This window comes from Terrimonas ginsenosidimutans (assembly GCF_022012415.1).
GTDB lineage: Bacteria > Bacteroidota > Bacteroidia > Chitinophagales > Chitinophagaceae > Terrimonas_A > Terrimonas_A ginsenosidimutans.
In genome coordinates, this window is sequence record NZ_JAKLTR010000002.1 from 370,474 (window position 1) to 388,096 (window position 17,623).

Below are 17,623 nucleotides of genomic sequence, written 5' to 3' on the forward strand. Positions count from 1 at the left end.
TCTCATTCAACTGAATAGTATATGAATCGTCGTTTCGTTTGTCTGGTTAGATTGTTTTTCGCAACGGCAATCCTGGGAAGTGTTGATGCGATAGCGCAGACGCCTTATCTGCCCGCTAATTACAGTGCCGGTATGCCGGTGAACTACGTCCGCACCTGGGATGCGATGAAGCCGGATACCAATGCCGCTGCGATTACGACCGCGATGGCGGCGAGAGATTTCCGTATGACGACGCAGTATATGGATGGGCTGGGCAGGCCGATACAAACTGTTGCAAAAAACAGCTCTCATCCAACGGGCTATCCAGCAACGGACATGATCAGCATGCATGTGTATGATGAGTTCGGGCGGGAATCCTATAGCTTCCTGCCATCACCGGCAACTGGTGCGGGTGGTAACACTTCGGTGGATGACGGGAAGTTCAAACTCAACCCGTTTGAGCAGCAGCAGCTTGCCTACGGCAATACCTTTGTTCTATCTCCCGTGATCGGGCAGGCGCAAACATATTATTATTCTAAAACAAATTTTGAATCCTCGCCACTAAACAGGGTTGTGGAGACATTCGCGCCTGGTGACAGCTGGGTAGGAACAGCGGGGCAGGCAAGCGAAGCAAACCGCCGTTCGGTTAAAGTTAGACAACTAAGTAATACAACGAATGATCTTGTCAGGATCTGGAATGTAACCAATAATGCAACTATTGGAGAGTTTGGGACGGTGACTTCGCCGGGTTATTATCCCGCCGGGCAATTGACAAAGCTGATTACCGCAGACGAGCATGGCAAACAGACGATCGAATTTAAAAATAAAACGGGGCAGGTGATCCTGAAGAAGGTGCAGGTGACTGGTACTGCTGATGACGGTAGCGGAGTAGGATATAATGGTTGGCTTTGTACTTATTACATGTATGATAATTTAGGGAATCTCCGCCTGGTTCAGCAACCCTCATCAGTTAACAATACTCACACTACTGGAGACATCCCATTGAATAACCTGGATCAAGTGTGTTTTCGGTATGAGTATGACGAGAAGAACAGGCTGATCCGGAAAAAATTGCCTGGCGCTTATGATACATATTACGTCTACGATGCGCGCGATCGACTGGTGATGACAAGAGACGGTAATCTGGGTTACCAAAGCAAATGGTTGGTTACAAAATATGATGACTTAAACCGCCCCATCGAAACAGGAATCTGGAATAATAACGGAACGCCCGCTTCGCATCGCACATCTGCCGCCAGTTCCACAAATTATCCTTCCATCAGCGGCACGTATGAACAGCTATCATTGATACACTATGACGATTATGATAATCTGCCTGCCGGTTTTACCTCATCCCTTAACAATAGCTGGTCTGGAGAATTTATTTCTACCTATAATCAGCCGCCCCTTTATGCACAACAACTAGTGGCCAGTCTGCAGATCCGCGGAATGGTTGCGTGGACGAAAACCAAGGTACTGAACACCCCTGATTATTTATATACCGTGAATCTATATGACGAAAAGGGGCGGGTTATCCAGGTTAAATCGTCTAATATAACCGGAGGTCAGGATGTGCTTACCACGCAGTTTAACTGGACCGGAATGCCACTGATCTCGGTGAGTTATATGCAGGTAGCAGGCAGTAACCCAAAACATATTACACAGGTTACCCGTTTAAGCTATGACTCTTTGCATCGCGTGGTAAAAACGGAAATAAAGACTGCATATGGCATTCTTCCCGGTGCAAGTCTGTCAGGCGTAAATTATATCACCGTTTCCGAACAAAGCTATGATGCGTTAGGTAATCTCGCTGCTAAAACGATCGGCAGCAAGAAGCAATCATCGGGTGCTTATATTTTTCCAAGACAGCCACTGGAGACGTTAAAGTATGACTATAACATCCGTGGTTGGCAGCTTGGTATGAACCGGGATATGGCCAAAGGAAAGCCGTCTGATGCTTACTTTGGTTATGATATTGGTTATGATAACACGCAGATCAAAGCGACGGGAGAAACTGCGATTGGGTCTTATGTAAACCCCGCTTTCAACGGCAATATCGGGGGCATTACCTGGAAAAGTGCGGGAGATAAAGAGATCCGAAAATACGACTATCAGTATGATGCGGCCAATAGGATCATGCGTGCGGATTTTAACCAACGTACATCGGGAAGCAGTTGGAGTAATGCAGCTGTAAACTTCAGCTTGCGGATGGGGGATGGCGTCACGCCTTCCAGTGCATACGATGAGAATGGAAATATACGCAGGTTGAACCAGTGGGGACTGACGTTGACAGGCAGCAAGCAGATTGATTCTCTTTCTTATAATTACTACGGTAATAATCTGAAGTCTGTCACTGAGTCCACTACCATTGGGTCAACTGATCACAAACTGGGAGATTTTACGGACGGGAATCGTACCGGCGATGATTATGGCTATGACCGTAACGGTAATGCCGTCTCAGATAAAAACAAAAAAATACTTGGCCCGGTTGGCATGGGAAATGATCCCAATGGAGGAGGCATCCGGTATAATCACCTGAATCTTCCGCGTCAGATCATTTTTCATACGGATTCAACGGGTACAACGGTCAAAGGAACAATTGATTACTTATACACGGCTGAAGGTGCAAAGCTGGCAAAAAAGGTGACGGAGAACAACCTTACCATCACCCACAGTGGTAGTAGTTATCTGACTGATATATATACTTATACCCGCTATATTAATGGACTTGTCCTGGAGGCAAAAAGCTACAGTAATGCAACATTGAATACAGCACTTGGTTATACAAATCGTCTGCAATTTGGTGGTCAGCCTGAAGGACGCGTGCGAGCCGTGTATGGCCCGGCTAATGATTCTGTATTCAATCGCTTCGAGTATGATTACATGATCAAAGATCACCTGGGTAATGTTCGAATGGTGTTAACCGAAGAGCAAAAGCAGGATGCTTATCCCGCCGCAACAATGGAGCTCGCTCAGGCTACAGCCGAAGATCAGTTCTACGCAAACCTTTCCGCTACGCGGGTAGACAGGCCATCAGGGTATACCGATACATATACGAACCCGAATGATAAAGTATCGAAGGTCCGTGGGGATGGCAATAAAGTAGGTCCGGCCATGTTGCTGAAGGTAATGGCGGGAGACCAGTTCAACCTGAAGGCAAGTGCCTGGTGGAGCGGAAGCGCGGGCGTAACGAATACCAGTCCACTGACATCCATCGTATCCGCCCTGATCGGCAGTGCACCGGGAATGAGTGGCGGCAAGTTGAACCCAGCGGATCTGACGAGTACCTTGCTGGACCCGCAGGTGGGAGCGTTCCTGGCTTCACAGCCGGGTGTATCAGGGAAGCCGAAGGCCTATTTGAATTGGGTGTTGTTTGATGAGCAGTTTAAGTTTGTGGGGAGTTCGAGTGGGGCGGAGCCCGTAGAAAGCAGTGGGGTGGTGAAGGAATTTAATAAAACCGGTATGCCGGTAGATAAGAACGGATATTTGTATATTTACGTGAGTAATGAGACGAACAGTGATGTGTTCTTTGATAATTTACAGGTGACGCATGTGCGGGGGAGATTGTTGGAGGAGAGTCATTATTATCCGTTCGGGTTGACGATGGCGGGGATATCGTCGAAGGCACTCAGCTTCGGAGGGCCTGAAAATAAATACAAGTTCGGTGGAAAGGAGCTTAACAATAAAGAGTTCAGTGATGGAGCGGGCTTGGAAACCTATGACTTCGGTGCAAGGAATTATGATCCGCAGATAGGAAGATGGCACACGATTGACCCACTTGCAGAGAAGATGCGGAGATGGTCTCCTTATGTATATGCCTTTAATAATCCTCTTCGGTTTAGAGATCCAGATGGAATGGCGCCGAACGATACTGTTAAGAATCATCAGAGTGTTCCGGAAGAGTATAAAGAAACTTTGCCGGGCTTCAAAGATTCAGAACGGTTGAAATCCAGAAAAGGAGCTAGACCATCTTGGGACTTGGGAAAAGGTTGGCATGGAGAGTGGGATTTTCAGCATGGGGAAATCGAGGTATATAATAAGCGAGGAGAACATCAAGGTGCCTACGATCCAAAAACTGGAAAAAAGCTAAAAGATGCGATTTCGAAGCGTAAACCAACATACAAATCTGTTGCGATGGATGCCTTAAAGGCAAAAGCACCTGACACGGAATTACAAATAGTATCCCCTGAAGAAGTGATGAAGGGTGAAACTGCTAATATGCAGTCGCAAGGGCAGGCAGAAACTTCGGCGTCTACAGGATCTAAATCTTTCTTCGAGAAATTTCTTGACGCAATGAGCCGGGTATCTCCAGAGCCTTTTGGTAGTGGAATCCCATCAACTCAATTAGGTCCTGAAGGGCAAAAGGCCTATAATGAGGGCTTAAAGCGAACGGTAGTTGCATGGATTTTAATAGTAGCAACAGAGGGGGCTTCTGCTCCGGTTTTACGACCAGTTTTATCACCTTTGTAATTTAAGATGGAAAAAAAGTATTATTTTTTTTATTTAGAAATGGCCTTAAGGATGAGTAGTGACTCTCGAATTTATGCGTTTAAGAATATATCGCATGTTCCTACATCCAAATTAGTGGAGATTTTCGAAATCGATGTTCTGCAAGATCCTTATATGAGCGAAGGGTATTTTTTAACAGAAGAAATCTATTTAAAGCATGAAAGCTATATCAAGGAGAAAATGGGTGCAATAAACCTTGAGGTCTTTGAATATTGTTTTAGATACTATACTTCTGAAGATGGATCTTCGATTAGGCGCTTGTATAAAGAAGATTTGATGGAGTGAAATTAAGCTTGGTATATTCATGATGAGTGAATAAAAACAAAAAGCCCGGCGCGAGCCGGGCTTTTTGTTTTTACAGCGTATAAGCTTTTTTAGTTTTGCTGTCCCTGATGACGGCATTGGCGAGGAAGAAAAGTTTTTCCCTGATAGAGGGGTCGAGTTCTTCGATATCCTGTATCAGCTTCATGGTCTGTTTATCGACCGTTCTGGCGGCTTCACCAGCCAGGTAATCCAATGACACTTCCAGCGCATCCGCGATGTTCTTGGCCACTTCCACGGAAGGAGACACTTCCCCGCGTTCATATCTTCCGATGATCTCCCGGGAGACACCGGCAGCTTTGCCGAGGTCTGTCTGGCTCATGTTTTTTGCCTTTCTGAGGGCGGTTATCTTGTCTCCGATGTTCATAAACTGCACAATTAGGGGAAAGGATATTATGGAAATGCTAGAATGGATCAGCTTATTAGATAAGGATTTAAATGCAAAGGATTTCTTTTGTGGTTATGAGCCGGCAAATGATTTTCCCACACGCTTTTTTTCTAAAAATGAAATTGGCCCATTGAAATGGTAGTGTGTCAAATTATCAGCTTTTCGTTTAATCAATTAAAACTGGTAGCGCGAGAAGGGGTTTTTATTTAGAGCGATAAATTTGGGGTAATATTTCAGAAAATGGGATACATCGAGGCGTACTTGTAGAGGGTAAAGTATTTGATAATTTAAATTCTCATGGGATGGACTATAAAGAATGGATTAAGGACTTTCATGCAGCGCGTGATTTGAAAATAATAAAAATAACAATACAATGAGCTCGATTTTAGATTTGATTCGCCTGATAGAAACTAAGCCTGCCTTATACATTGGAAGGAGTGATATATATTGTTTACAAGCGTATCTCGATGGTTGGATTTTTCGAGATACTACTTCAGTAAATGACTTGTCAATCATGGAGGATTTTCAAAAATGGATCGAACGAAAATATTCTAATAACACGCACTCGTGGGCTTCTATTATTGCATTCTATTCGATAGACTATAAGGATCAAATTCCTTTATTCTTTGATAATTTCAACGACTTTTTGAAGGAAACTAGTTGAACTTGGTGATGTAGTGTATTAGTTGGTTTAAGAAAACACAGAAGCACCGTTGTTAAGTAAAAGACTGAAGCAGGAGTAAAGAGAATAGAAAAGCCGCTGAGCAACTCGGCGGCTTTTCTATTTAACGTACTTTTTTTGTTTTATAATACCCGATGACAAGATACATACAATGGAAGATGCGTTGTTTTTCATCTGTGGGGAGGCTTTCGAGTTCATCGAGTCGTTTAATCATCTCTTTATCATGGGCGGCGTTGAACCCTTCCCCGGGCAGAAGATTCACGGACACATCGACCGCACTGGGCCATTTCCTATAATGACCCCAATTGAGGGAGAACTGGGTCTTGTTTGATGAGCAGTTTAAGTTTGTGTGGAGTTCGAGTGGGGCGGAGCCGGTGGAAAGCAGTGGAGTGGTGAAGGAATTTAACAAAACCGGTATGCCGGTAGATAAGAACGGATATTTGTATATTGTAGCCAGCCCCGGGCAATGACCCGGGATGAATAATGAGATGAACAGTGATGTGTTCTTTGATAATTTACAGAGCTTCCCCGGACTTGATCAGGGGCGACGCATGTGCGGGGGAGTTTGTTGGAGGAGAGTCATTATTATCCGTTTGGGTTGGTGATGGCGGGGATATCAAGCAAGGCATTATCGTTCGGAGGGCCTGAGAATAAATACAAGTTTAATGGCATCGAACAGAATAATGATTTTAGCCTTTACATGTATGATGCCATTTATAGAAATCTCGACCCGCAGAGCGTGAGATTCTGGCGGCTTGACCCTAAGCCAAGCGACTCAATAAGCTTGTGTGCTTTTGTTTTTAATAATCCCATTAAGTATTCTGATCCTTTAGGTGATACTATCGGTATTTCGCTTCTTAACTCTGGCTACGAAAAGCCAGCTATAAGAGCTAGCGAAAAAAGGACTCTTGCAAAAAACTAAAACAACGGAGTTTTCGAGGTCGCATCACATGGACATTCGGAGGCGATAGCTTACGTTGCTGACAATGGAAATGAACTTCAAGCTAGTACTCCAGGGGAGTTCAAAAAAATAAAGTCCAAAAACCCGGAGTGGAATAAAGCATTAGCAAATGGGGATGTAAAAACCTTGATCTTATTAGGCTGTTACAGACGATAAAATAATCAGGAAGTATTATAAAGAAGATGGTGCCATTGTTTTTTATCACTATTTAAATGACAAACTAGATCTTCGGCCTGGGCCAGGCCATACCGAAGCTTACAATCAAGTGACAAGTGTAGTCAGGCCTCTTTACCATGATGTATTTAGAGGTTCTGATAATATGCAAGCAATAGAAAATTGGAGTACTACTGTAAATAATTAGATGATGAGAATATTGTTTCTTTTGTTAATTGTGCTGTTGATCTCTTGTAATTTTAAAAGATCAAAGAATGTGACCAATGATCCGTTTTATACAGATACCGGAGGGTTGGATTTGCCCCGAATTCCCTTTATTGATCCATACGAGCTTAAAAAAACAGGGGATAACGAATGGAGACTTGAGCTTTTGACAACGGATTTAGGAGCTTACGCTGTTCATAATGTTCAGGGAATAAATTTGATTGACGGCAAGATACTTTTGTATTCGACAGGGACAACAATAAAGCAAGTGCGTGCTGGTAGCGCCTGGATTGTTATTGATCCGAAACTTCCAAAAGAAACAGTGGTGTTCAGTCAGGATAAGTTTTTAGATACACTTCATTTGCTTGGCATGAGAAATAAAATTCTTTTCGCGCCAGACTCCATTTATGACGAATTTAAGAAGGGGCACCTACAATGGCGAAAGTAAGTTGTCGTTCTTCTTCATGATCTCCTTTCTATGCTTTGGATTCATAAAATTTATCGAGTCCGGCGTTTGCCGGACTTTTTTATGTGCTACTGCGCGGGGATATTCTGTTGAAAGAACTCCTGGAACTTTTGTTTGGTGAGCATGGTGTCGAAGATGGAAAGCACGGTAGAGCGGTCTTTGTCATTGAGCTGTGCGAGCAGGCACAACTGCTCCGCGCTGGTCTTATCTTCCAGTACTACTTCTTTAGGCGCATCTTTATTCAGGTGAACGAACAATATCTGGTATTCATAACAATTAACTGTACGTTTTGCCACCGATGAAGGCGGATGATAATCCACTTCCACAGTGATTTCTATTTTGTTGGCTTTCGGAGTTAACTTAAGTCTCGCGCCACCGAGTTTATGAAGTGGATACCGTTCATTCACTTCCATTCGCTCCAGTTGCTTCAGCAAAACATACCTGTTGTCCGGCAAGACCATTGATGTAGTCAGCGCGGTTGGCTTTGCCATCAAACACAGGCTGCATCTTTTTTTTGCGGCCCCTTTTTTCGGTCCACTGCGAACTATATATCCATCTTTGCTGTCTACATATACGTGTTCACGAAGTTTTCCACTGATGGGGTGAATGGATTTCGACTTTGCCATTAAATTAGAATTTTGTAAATTGAATAAGTCATTTACTTAAATTTATTATATGGATTCTTTAATGCGTGGCATCAGCAAATCTGGCAGATTGTCTCGTGAAACTGGGCTGATGTTTTGCTGAAATTTCCCTGAAATTTTCCTGAAGTTCTCCTGATGTTGTCCTGAAGTTAGCCTGATGTTAAAGTGATACCATTCACCCTTTATCCACAGTCGCCATATGGCCGCTATAATCCCGGTTCTTCATAGCTTTCCGATCAATAATGAATGCTGCAACAGGCAAGGGCCATGCGTACATCTTTGACTACGCAGGGGTTGATATTGCCGATGGTGCACAGAACGGATTTAGTTTTAACAGCTTGGAATATCTACCCTTGTTGGAGGTGCGTTTGGATATGCAGGTGCTAAGTTCGGTGCCTGTATCAGTGGAGTGGCAGCTGGAAATGATGGTGTGGGGTCTGGAATTATTGGTAGTAATGCAGGTAGGGTAGGATGTCCGATGTAACCGTTGGCGAGCTTCAAGTCCTTTCTGAAGCAGAGGTTCTTACAGGAGGTGCAGGCGACCCACCTTTGGCTACCACATCACCTATTATGAGAACCCTGGGCGCTGCTTCCAAGGCGGAAATGCCTGCTAAACGGTTAAATCTAGATATCAACAGCCTTCCAGTCAGGTAGGGCTTAATAAATTAGAAATGAAGGTTGATATTTTTATATCTAAATTTTGACTGCCGTCCGTTCGTGCGGATATGCATGGTTAGTTTTTACAAATGACTGTAGAAGGGGCCCTTAAAACAAAAAACACAACAGTGAGAAAGCTGGTAGTCGATGGAAGATTTGCAAAATGATGGAAAAAGATACTACAATACTAAAATTAATAGAGCAGTTAAGATCGCTTATCGATTTCAATCTTATGACTATAATCGACTATTGGGAGGGCGATCTCTGTGCTATTGGTTTAACCAAAGGAGATCGATTGGTGTACATATCAACTATCGCTCATCTTGATAGTTCTGTTCCTAAATATGATTTTGATCTTGAAATATCAACGGGTAGTAGGCCTGACCAGTTTATTGTGAGTAAAAAAGGGCGGGGTGTACTTTTGGTAGAGCTAGTTCAAGAAATTAAGTTATTCTTGGCAATTTAAATAATATCATGCGTAGTACTTGCGATACTTCGAGAACACGACGCCATGATTTTCAATTGTAAAAGGTAAAGCCTGGCACTGCCGGGCTTTACCTTTTTATAGTGCTGCAATATCCTGCATCAACTTAATGGTCTGTTTATCGACTGTTCTTGCGGCTTCACCGGCCAAGTAATCGAGTGACACTTCCAGCGCATCTGCGATCTCCTTGGCCACTTCCACGGAAGGGGATACTTCTCCGCGTTCATATCTTCCGATGATCTCACGGGAGACACCGGCGGCCTTGCCGAGGTCTGTCTGGCTCATGTTTTTGCCTTTCTGAGGGTGGTTATCTTATCTCCGATGTTCATAAGCTGCACAATTATGGCTGATTATGGACGAATACCCACAACAAATTTTGAGAACAATAGTGGGAGAATAGAAGGATAGTTCTTTCAAATGAAAATGAAACCGATTATTTTTAAAGCTGTAGCAGTTCTTTGAGACAACACCAAAATCAGTTCCCCAAAAATGGTTAGGGCAATAAAAAATGGGTTGGAGATTATTATCCGTTTGGGTTGACGATGGCGGGGATATCGAGCAAAGCATTATCGTTCGGAGGGCCTGAGAATAAGTACAAATACAACGGCATTGAGTTAGGGGAAGATTTTGATCTGGATATTTATGAAGCATTTTACAGAAACCTGGATCCACAGACAGGAAGATGGTGGCAGATAGATCCGAAGACCGAGGATATGGAGATATGGTCGCCCTATGCTTCTAATTATGACAATCCCATTAGATACAGTGATCCATTGGGAGATGAAGGTCAAGACTGTTGTTTGTTTACCTTTGACAAGGAAGCATTCATGGACGGTATAAGAGTTCCAGGTGGAACACAATTACCTCCTACAAAAGTTAATATTGTACGGCCTCCTGAAAAAAAGGATTAAGACTATGTCAGTGGAACAAACAAAAATAATTGATTTTATAGGCGTGGATAAAGAAAGCGGACAGGTTATTTTATCCATATCTGATCATCTTGAGTGGGAATCTAGTGATGAACATCTGTTTCTTTTGCAAGAGAAAATAAACAGTTATCTCAGTTTTATTGAAAGCGGAGAAATAAATGAAAGCTATCCTGATGCTTTAAATAGACATGCTATTATTAAGGTATGTGCAATGCATGAACCGGACAAGAAAGGATTGAACTTTCTAGCGGAAGTTAAAAAGATTGTTGAAGGAGCTGGTTTTGGATTTGAATTTGAGCAGCGATAAAAGGTCTTAATAACCCGTTTTTCGTGGTCTATAGGGGCAGTTTGAATTATTAAAGCTGTCCGCTGTCAGTTGAAAGAGAGGTGCGGGAGGTGGTGGATTGGTTTTAGCGGGACAGCTGCGGCAGTGGCAGCACCAGTTGCTGCGGCCGGAATCGCAGTCGCAACTCATGGCGTAACGACAACTGCGAATGCCGCTGAGAACTTAGCTTCACAAAATGGGCGAGTTAATGCAAGCTCAGTGGCCGAAACGGAAGACAGCAAAAACTTCGGAAATCGCTGACGATCCTAAAGCTAGTAGTGCCGATAGAGGATGTCTCAGACAGGAACTACGAAATATTGAACGGAAAAACAATCGCTAATTAGAACGCCTCCAGGAAAGCTATTAGCACATGAACGACGACGAGAGGCTGCCAAAGGATACTCGTATAAATATTCCTTTTTGCATGACAAGTCTCTGCATATTCTTCGGCATAAGTATGATAATAAAGGAAGAAAAAATAAAGAACGTCCAGTTAAATAAATACCTATGTATATATCACCCCAGGAAATGGAACATGTTTCTAAACTTACGCCTTTTGCTAGATACGAGTACTTTATAAAACGAGTAGCCAACTTCGGAGAGATGTATGCTTTAAGGAGAGATGAAGAATGGCTACTAGCGGAGTTAGACGGCCACAAACTTTTTCCCTTATGGAGCGCAGAGGATTTTGCTTCTAAAAATGCATATGGCGATTGGGTAGATTATAAACCAGTATCGATAGAATTAGATGTATTTAATGAGGAGATAATTCCTTTGATTAGTAGTAGTGAATATTTGATTAATGTTTTTTCAGTAAATCAAACATCGGGCTTTGTTGTCACGCATGAAGAATTTATGAGAGACTTGTCTGAAGAGTTGGAAAAATATGATTAGCTTTTACTTTTTTAGATGCTGCGATGTTTTTGAATCCCCCACTGTTGGTCATGATAATCTTAATCTGAGCGTTGTATAAAACAAGCGATAATTCATCCATTCCGGGTAAGCTTAAAACCGGATACGAGTTTGAATATCTAAAGCACATCCTGAAAGAAATGTCTAGATAAAAAGCGGGCATTGACGCCTGAATCCACTCTTTAAAATCATATGCAAAACAATGTTCTATTTTATTGACAATTTATATTACCGATTCTACAGGTTCGTTAAAGCCTTAGGAGATGAGTCTATCCCTAGATACAATGCTGTTCTGCTGTTGTCTATTTTTACCATGTTTAATTTTATTATAGCTGTTATTTTCCTGATGATCATTACAGGAAAAATTATCGTAGTCGATCTGCCGAAAGCCTATTTGTTTGCAATAGGATTGTTGATCATTGCCATTAACAGCTACAGGGTTTTTAGAAAGGATAGGTATAAGATCATTGAAGAACGATTCGGCAATGATACCAGAAATACCAGCATAAAAAATAATCTCCTGGCAGTTGTTTATATTATATTAACGATACTTTGTTTTGTGGTATCATTGCATTGTCTGGCTGGCAGCCTGGTCGTGAAACATGTTCAACACTGACACAGGGTTGTAAGGCTGGACAGCATACGGGGCTGGCACAACCAGTATACCGATCAATCTTTGGAATCCCGGCCTGATAAACTATATCCTGCTATGCTATCTTCAATCCTTCTTGCTGACTCACCCATACTTTCGTCAGCCGAATGCATGGATAAACGGCTGTAATAACGAGTCAAGTACCTGCCACCCACCTACTAAGTACCTACTGCCGACCTACCAACATCGTACGGTGGTCATATCGGGATACTACCCGTCTTATACTGCTATCCTGGGGCATCTCTGCACTATCTCTACCGCCGTTACACTACATACCTTACGCAGCTATAGTGACGCTATACTGACATGACGCAAGACAGTCCTCATCTTATACTGATCCGCCGGATCATTACAAAGCCGATATTGCCCTTACGCCTCGCTATTTTAACCGTAATGGCTCTTCGTTACAGAATTGAAGCTGCCGGGAGCAAGCCACCCGCAAAAACGAACATGCGCCGGCTCCGGCACTGAATACGCGCCACGAACCTATTCCAGCCCGGTCTGTCTGCTGAGGGAAAGGTCTGGAGCACCGTGCATCAGCGACTTTTTTTTGCTTAGTATCACCATCAGTTTCCGCGGTACACCAGATCACTTGAAAAAGTTCGCCGGTATGAACTGGCGATCAGCTGCCTGGTTCGCGCGTTTCAGTTTCTTTGACGCTTTGTATTGCTTGAATATAAACCTCGACCAGATAACAGGCCCGTAGTTGCGAAGGATCAAAGCTGCCTTTCTTTTTTCAAATAGCTGATCCTTGTATTTTGAAGACAACCCGTTTGCACTGAAGTTAGCGATCACATGGTCTACGAACTGAAAATGTATGGAAGGATCTTTCCAGCACCACATATTCAATACATGATCGGCGGAAATGCAATAGTCCGTGTCATACCGGTACTTGCGGAAAACAGATGACGGGTAGATCATTGCCTGGTGATTGATCCCGGTTTTTGCGTGTGCATAGGCAGACATTTTGCCGAGATACTTTTTATCTTCTTTCCAGACACTGCCGTAATAGATCGTGTTCTTATCCGTCAACTGGCTCGCGAGTTTTGAAAAGTCGGGAGTCATTTCATCATCGGCACCAATAAAATAGATCCATTCGCCTTCGGCTTTTTCAATGGCTTTATTCATGGCATCGTAAACACCTCCGTCCCGTTCACTTGTCCAGTAGCTGATCCTGTGTGAATTCTCTTCGAGGATGGCTGTTGTGTTGTCAGCGCTGCCGCCATCTATGACGATCAACTGGAGCGCGGGGTAGCTCTGGGTATGAATGCTGTCTATGCAACGCTGAAGTGAACGTCCGGCGTTCAGTGTTACCACTACGACAGAAACCAGCGGACTTGATACGGCAGGTTTTTTAACCAGGTACTGATCAAGACCGAGCGTGCATCGTGTGATACGGGATTCGATCGTTTGCTGAAGCAGGGCCTGGTTCTTTTGACATAAGCCTCTGCAGTTTTCCCGGTGATGCAGGTGGTACACAACGCCGCCGAATTTCAGCGCGAGCTTTGTGATATTCGCATTCGATAAACGATAGGCTATTTCATTGTCCTCTTTTCCCCAGCCTTCAAATGCTTCATTATAACCGTTGGTTGCGATGAGGTCCTTTTTCCAGAATGCCATATTGCAGCCACGCAGCTTTTCAAGGTTTCCGGGTTTATACCTGGTTGTAAGCCGGCTTCTGAATATTTTATTGCGTATGGCGTTCAAACGGTTTCCAATGCCCGACCTGTAAGGATTCAGGAGATGTTTGCCGGATTGGAGTAAACGCTTTGATAACGTCTCATTGATCATTGTCCTGCTTCCGGCAACAAAATGGCCGGGCCTGCTCACTTCCAGGTGATCGCGGACGAAATGCTTTTGCAGGATCAGGTCTCCGTCAACCTGGATGATATATTCGTAAGATGCTTTTGCAATAGCCTTGTTGCGGATCTTGGTAAGACGGAAGCCTTTGTCTTCCTGCCACACATGCACAACCGGGATGGGAAGGAGAGGGCGCATGCGTTCGATCAGCTGATCCGTTTCTTCGGTAGAGCCGTCATCAGCGATGATGACCTCGTCTGGCAATACAGATTGATCCGCAATGCTTGCAAGGCAAAGCTTCAGGGCTTCGGGCCAATTGTAGGTGGCTACAATCAGTGATACTTTGGGTGGGCGGTTCATGTGGCAAGTTGTCCAAAGCCATTTGGACATGTTTTGGTTTTGTTTACGATTACCTCTTTCAGCACGTTCGTATGAATGGGTTCTTTATCTTTTTTCAGCTCCACGTGGTGAAGGTGGAACTGAATAGCACTCAGTTTTACGATCTTTTTGATGATACTGTTATTGATGAATCGTGCGGCAAGTTCTTCGTCCTCATGTCCCCAGCCCTGTAGGTCATTATTATACCCGTTTGCCAGTACGAAATCCTTTTTCCAGAAAGCCAGGTTGCTGCCGCGTACGCTGCGGGAGCACATTTTCGTTTTGTGGGCGATAAAGCTTAGTTGTGGAAGATGTATCGCATTCAGTTTATTGAGCAGGCCATGTGATAAGAAGTGTAGCTGTTTCTCCGGACCGTACAGGACTTTAGCCGTTCTGGGAGACGTCAACCGGGCGCGTGATCCGCGGATGAACATGCCATCCTCCGCAGCCTGGTGGTGATCGGACACAAAATGCCGGTGGAGGATAACGTCGCCATCGATCTGGATGATGTAATCGCCTGAGCAGGCTTTGACGGCTTTGTTGAGGATCTCGGCTTTTCTGAATCCGAGGTCTTCATGCCAGACATGAATGATGGGGACCGGGAAGTCAAACCGGAGCTGATCGATGATCATCCGGGTGTCAAGACCGGATCCGTCATCGGCGATGACCACCTCTTGCGGCAGAACCTTTTGTCTCGCTATGCTTTTGAGGCAGCAACGCAAGGCTTCCGGCCAGTTGTAGGTGGCAACAATAAGGGAGGTGATGGGTGGCACCTTCAATGTATTAACGTGTTGGTTTCGAGAAACTTATGGTAGTCCTAATCAAATTCTAATAGCAAAGTATATTAAACCGGATTATTACTGAAAGATAAATGAGCAAATTTTTGATTTAAATGACCAATGAGGTTGGTCAACATGTGTAGTGGTTTTGTCATGGCAGTATTTGCTACTGACTGATCTGCGTTGCAGGGAGCAGGTTCACGCTGATCCCCGGTTTTGAGACATTGGTCAAGGCAGAGGAGGGTGGTTAGCAGTGTTGCGTAAGGCCCCCTCTAAATCTCCTCCTTCGGGGCTACCGTGTACTCACATTTTTCCTTTTATATGACCGAATAATTTCTTGATAGCTTGATGGCGTAAGGGAACGCGACGTACGCGGCGAATACAAAGTCTGCTATGGCTGTTTTCGCTGCGTACGTTGCGTATCGCCGCGTCCGTCGCGTTCCTTTACGCCATTCAAACACTTATAGGTACACGGTAGCCTGAAGGGGGGAGATTTAGAGGGGCCCCACGGAAGCCAAATGAAAATCAGCAGGCATTCTACTTGAACTGCGCGAGGAGTTCTCGTTTGAACGTATTGCCGATCGGCAGTTCGGTATTGTTTTTCAATACGACCTGTGTTCCCGAAACCTTTTGGATCTGTTTAAGCGAAACGATATACGATTTATGGATGCGGAGAAAGAGACTGGTACTGAGTCTTTCTTCGATCTCGGAGGTGGTCATCTGGCTGATCAGCATGCCGTCTTCTATGAATATTTTTACGTAGTTGCCAAAGCTTTGTATATATATGATCTTACTGAAAGGGATCTTGGTGAGCGTTCCATCTACTTTCAGGATCAGGTGATCTGTTTCTTCAACCGCCGGCATTTTCGCCTGGATGCCTTTCCGGTTCATCACCTTATCGATCGCCTGTAGGAATTTTTTGAATTCGAAGGGTTTGACGAGATAGTCCACCACCTCATATTTGTAGCCGTCAAGTGCGTATTGTTTGTAAGCTGTGGTAAGGATGATGAATGGCCTGTTCGTTAATGTTTCCAGCATTTCGAGGCCGGATAAGCCGGGCATATTGATATCAAGGAACACGAGGTCAACCTTGTTCTTATACAGGTAGTCCAGGGCATCTATCGCATTATAGAAAGAGCCTTCAAGCGACAATGTCCGGATGTCTTTCAAAAAATGTGTAATGACAAGATGTGCACCTTCTTCATCATCCACAACTATGCACTTAATTTTGTCCATTCGTTTGTTTTTTCAGTGATAATGCCAGGGTTGTATGAAAGCTTTGGTCGTTGATCTTTTGTACAAGGCTTGAATTCCCGTGATAAAGATAGTCCAGCCGCTGACGCAGGTTCATTAAACCTGTGCCTGTAGAAGAGTGTATTTTTTCATTGTCGGGCAGGGAGTTCTCCACGATCATGGTCAATTCGTTCTGATCAAGTGTGATGGATGTAGAAACGAACCAGTTATCGTTGGTCAGGCTGTGCTTGAATGCGTTTTCCACCAGCGTGATCAGCAGCAGGGGCGCGATCTCATACTGGTCGAGCGTGCGGTTCCTGACCAGATAGCTGAATGTTACTTCGCATCTTTTGCCGATACGTTCTTTTTCCAGGTCGATATAGTTCTCGATGAACTGGATCTCGGCGGCGAGGTTAACGGTCGTTTTATTCGCATTCTCGATCTGGTAGCGCATCAGGTTGGAAAGTTTGATGATTAGCTCTGGTGTGCGTGCCGGCTCGGTAAGACTGACGCCGTAAAGGTTATTCAGCATGTTGAAAAAGAAATGCGGGTTCAGCTGTGCGGAAAGGAATTTGATGCTCATTTCATTCATCAGCAACTGATCCTCGTTGCGTTTCTGCGTTTCAACAGAATATTCAGCCATCAGCGAGAAAGCCATGATAGTGAATGTACTGATAATCCCGATAACACAATAATAGGCGAAGGATAATACCAGATCCTCATCCTGGTACAGCCAGGGCTGGATCCAGAAATAATCTGCAGCCAGCAGCAATCCGCCGATGACCACCGTGGAGCAGGTCAGTAAGGCAAAGTACTTGAACAGGTTTTTCTTGAAGAATAAAGGGAAGATATAATAACGGTGGATCTGGGCCTGGACATATATCAAAAGAAAGAAAACAATGCCTTTGAACAGGTTCATGGCGCTGTCGATCGTGATCCACTCATGCAGCATTGTTAAGCTGAACATGGAAATAAAGATCACGGCTTCCCGGAAGTAGAAATTCTTAAACCAGGTCCTGACCGGTAATATAAAATTGACTGTTCGTTTTCGCTGAACTGTCATGCTGATTAGTTTCAATACGCTGCCTTTTTCGGTCTGCTCTCACAGATGATGTCCGGTCCGGGCATCATCTGTAAAGCGTGTTT

Annotated in this window: 20 protein-coding genes and 1 pseudogene; 14 read left to right on the top strand and 7 right to left on the bottom strand. The window is 44.1% G+C overall.

Annotation, left to right across the window (positions count from 1 at the left end):
* The first annotated feature begins 21 nt into the window (after positions 1–21).
* Both LZZ85_RS04045 and LZZ85_RS04050 read left to right on the top strand, forming a co-directional pair.
* Positions 22–4,449 (top strand): DUF6443 domain-containing protein, encoded by a 4,428-nt coding sequence (locus LZZ85_RS04045; RefSeq protein ID WP_237868662.1) that lies wholly within the window; start codon positions 22–24, stop codon positions 4,447–4,449.
* Positions 4,450–4,455: 6 nt separating this feature from the next.
* The gene (locus LZZ85_RS04050; RefSeq protein ID WP_237868663.1) at positions 4,456–4,773 is read left to right on the top strand and encodes a hypothetical protein; all 318 of its coding nucleotides are present in this window, start codon (positions 4,456–4,458) and stop codon (positions 4,771–4,773) included.
* 70 nt (positions 4,774–4,843) lie between these two features.
* On the opposite strand, the gene LZZ85_RS04055 is transcribed toward LZZ85_RS04050, so the two are convergent.
* Positions 4,844–5,176: a helix-turn-helix domain-containing protein gene (locus LZZ85_RS04055; protein ID WP_237868664.1), complete on the bottom strand. Its 333-nt coding sequence runs from the start codon at positions 5,174–5,176 to the stop codon at positions 4,844–4,846.
* Between the two features lie 34 nt (positions 5,177–5,210).
* Here LZZ85_RS04055 and LZZ85_RS28930 point away from each other — a divergent pair, with 34 nt between their 5' ends.
* The 5 genes from LZZ85_RS28930 (at position 5,211) to LZZ85_RS04065 (ending at position 7,666) form a co-directional block, all read left to right on the top strand.
* Complete coding sequence (locus tag LZZ85_RS28930) at positions 5,211–5,339, top strand: hypothetical protein (protein WP_489884417.1); 129 nt, start codon at positions 5,211–5,213, stop codon at positions 5,337–5,339.
* An 88-nt stretch (positions 5,340–5,427) separates the two neighbouring features.
* A complete protein-coding gene (locus LZZ85_RS28745) occupies positions 5,428–5,574 on the top strand; it encodes a papain fold toxin domain-containing protein (RefSeq protein WP_432422754.1) in 147 nt (48 codons plus the stop codon).
* A gap of 610 nt (positions 5,575–6,184) precedes the next feature.
* On the top strand, positions 6,185–6,349 hold the full coding sequence (locus LZZ85_RS04060; protein ID WP_237868665.1) for a hypothetical protein: 165 nt from the start codon (positions 6,185–6,187) through the stop codon (positions 6,347–6,349).
* Positions 6,350–6,432: 83 nt separating this feature from the next.
* On the top strand, positions 6,433–6,801 hold the full coding sequence (locus LZZ85_RS28750) for an RHS repeat domain-containing protein (RefSeq protein ID WP_432422753.1): 369 nt from the start codon (positions 6,433–6,435) through the stop codon (positions 6,799–6,801).
* Between the two features lie 400 nt (positions 6,802–7,201).
* Positions 7,202–7,666 (top strand): hypothetical protein, encoded by a 465-nt coding sequence (locus LZZ85_RS04065; RefSeq protein ID WP_237868666.1) that lies wholly within the window; start codon positions 7,202–7,204, stop codon positions 7,664–7,666.
* 86 nt (positions 7,667–7,752) lie between these two features.
* Here the strand turns inward: LZZ85_RS04065 and LZZ85_RS04070 are convergent, their stop codons facing one another.
* Positions 7,753–8,310, bottom strand: coding sequence for a hypothetical protein (locus tag LZZ85_RS04070; RefSeq protein WP_237868667.1), 558 nt, complete (start codon positions 8,308–8,310; stop codon positions 7,753–7,755).
* A 260-nt stretch (positions 8,311–8,570) separates the two neighbouring features.
* Between LZZ85_RS04070 and LZZ85_RS04075 the strand changes: the two genes are divergently transcribed.
* Both LZZ85_RS04075 and LZZ85_RS04080 read left to right on the top strand, forming a co-directional pair.
* Positions 8,571–8,798, top strand: coding sequence for a hypothetical protein (locus LZZ85_RS04075; RefSeq protein ID WP_237868668.1), 228 nt, complete (start codon positions 8,571–8,573; stop codon positions 8,796–8,798).
* A gap of 350 nt (positions 8,799–9,148) precedes the next feature.
* On the top strand, positions 9,149–9,451 hold the full coding sequence (locus LZZ85_RS04080) for a hypothetical protein (protein WP_237868669.1): 303 nt from the start codon (positions 9,149–9,151) through the stop codon (positions 9,449–9,451).
* 96 nt (positions 9,452–9,547) lie between these two features.
* On the opposite strand, the gene LZZ85_RS04085 is transcribed toward LZZ85_RS04080, so the two are convergent.
* On the bottom strand, positions 9,548–9,754 hold the full coding sequence (locus tag LZZ85_RS04085; protein ID WP_237868670.1) for a helix-turn-helix domain-containing protein: 207 nt from the start codon (positions 9,752–9,754) through the stop codon (positions 9,548–9,550).
* Between the two features lie 248 nt (positions 9,755–10,002).
* On the opposite strand from LZZ85_RS04085, the pseudogene LZZ85_RS04090 reads away from it, so the two are divergent.
* The 5 genes and pseudogenes from LZZ85_RS04090 to LZZ85_RS04105 form a co-directional block, all read left to right on the top strand.
* Positions 10,003–10,380: pseudogene (locus LZZ85_RS04090) on the top strand (RHS repeat-associated core domain-containing protein); the annotation flags it as partial.
* 4 nt (positions 10,381–10,384) lie between these two features.
* Positions 10,385–10,705, top strand: coding sequence for a DUF6572 domain-containing protein (locus tag LZZ85_RS04095; protein ID WP_237868672.1), 321 nt, complete (start codon positions 10,385–10,387; stop codon positions 10,703–10,705).
* A gap of 357 nt (positions 10,706–11,062) precedes the next feature.
* A complete protein-coding gene (locus LZZ85_RS28755) occupies positions 11,063–11,224 on the top strand; it encodes a polymorphic toxin type 8 domain-containing protein (protein ID WP_432422755.1) in 162 nt (53 codons plus the stop codon).
* Positions 11,225–11,230: 6 nt separating this feature from the next.
* Positions 11,231–11,617: a DUF2750 domain-containing protein gene (locus LZZ85_RS04100; protein ID WP_237868673.1), complete on the top strand. Its 387-nt coding sequence runs from the start codon at positions 11,231–11,233 to the stop codon at positions 11,615–11,617.
* Positions 11,618–11,837: 220 nt separating this feature from the next.
* The gene (locus tag LZZ85_RS04105; protein ID WP_237868674.1) at positions 11,838–12,251 is read left to right on the top strand and encodes a hypothetical protein; all 414 of its coding nucleotides are present in this window, start codon (positions 11,838–11,840) and stop codon (positions 12,249–12,251) included.
* A gap of 624 nt (positions 12,252–12,875) precedes the next feature.
* Here the strand turns inward: LZZ85_RS04105 and LZZ85_RS04110 are convergent.
* The 4 genes from LZZ85_RS04110 to LZZ85_RS04125 form a co-directional block, all read right to left on the bottom strand.
* Entirely contained in the window at positions 12,876–14,447 is a 1,572-nt protein-coding gene (locus LZZ85_RS04110; RefSeq protein WP_237868675.1) for a glycosyltransferase, read from the bottom strand.
* Positions 14,444–15,238, bottom strand: coding sequence for a glycosyltransferase family 2 protein (locus LZZ85_RS04115; protein ID WP_237868676.1), 795 nt, complete (start codon positions 15,236–15,238; stop codon positions 14,444–14,446). Before LZZ85_RS04115 ends, LZZ85_RS04110 begins: the two co-directional genes overlap by 4 nt.
* Positions 15,239–15,781: 543 nt before the next feature.
* The gene (locus LZZ85_RS04120; RefSeq protein ID WP_237868677.1) at positions 15,782–16,480 is read right to left on the bottom strand and encodes a LytR/AlgR family response regulator transcription factor; all 699 of its coding nucleotides are present in this window, start codon (positions 16,478–16,480) and stop codon (positions 15,782–15,784) included.
* Positions 16,467–17,540 carry a sensor histidine kinase gene (locus LZZ85_RS04125; protein ID WP_237868678.1) on the bottom strand — a complete coding sequence of 358 codons (1,074 nt, stop codon included), beginning with the start codon at positions 17,538–17,540 and terminating at the stop codon, positions 16,467–16,469. Before LZZ85_RS04125 ends, LZZ85_RS04120 begins: the two co-directional genes overlap by 14 nt.
* Between the last annotated feature and the right edge of the window lie 83 nt (positions 17,541–17,623).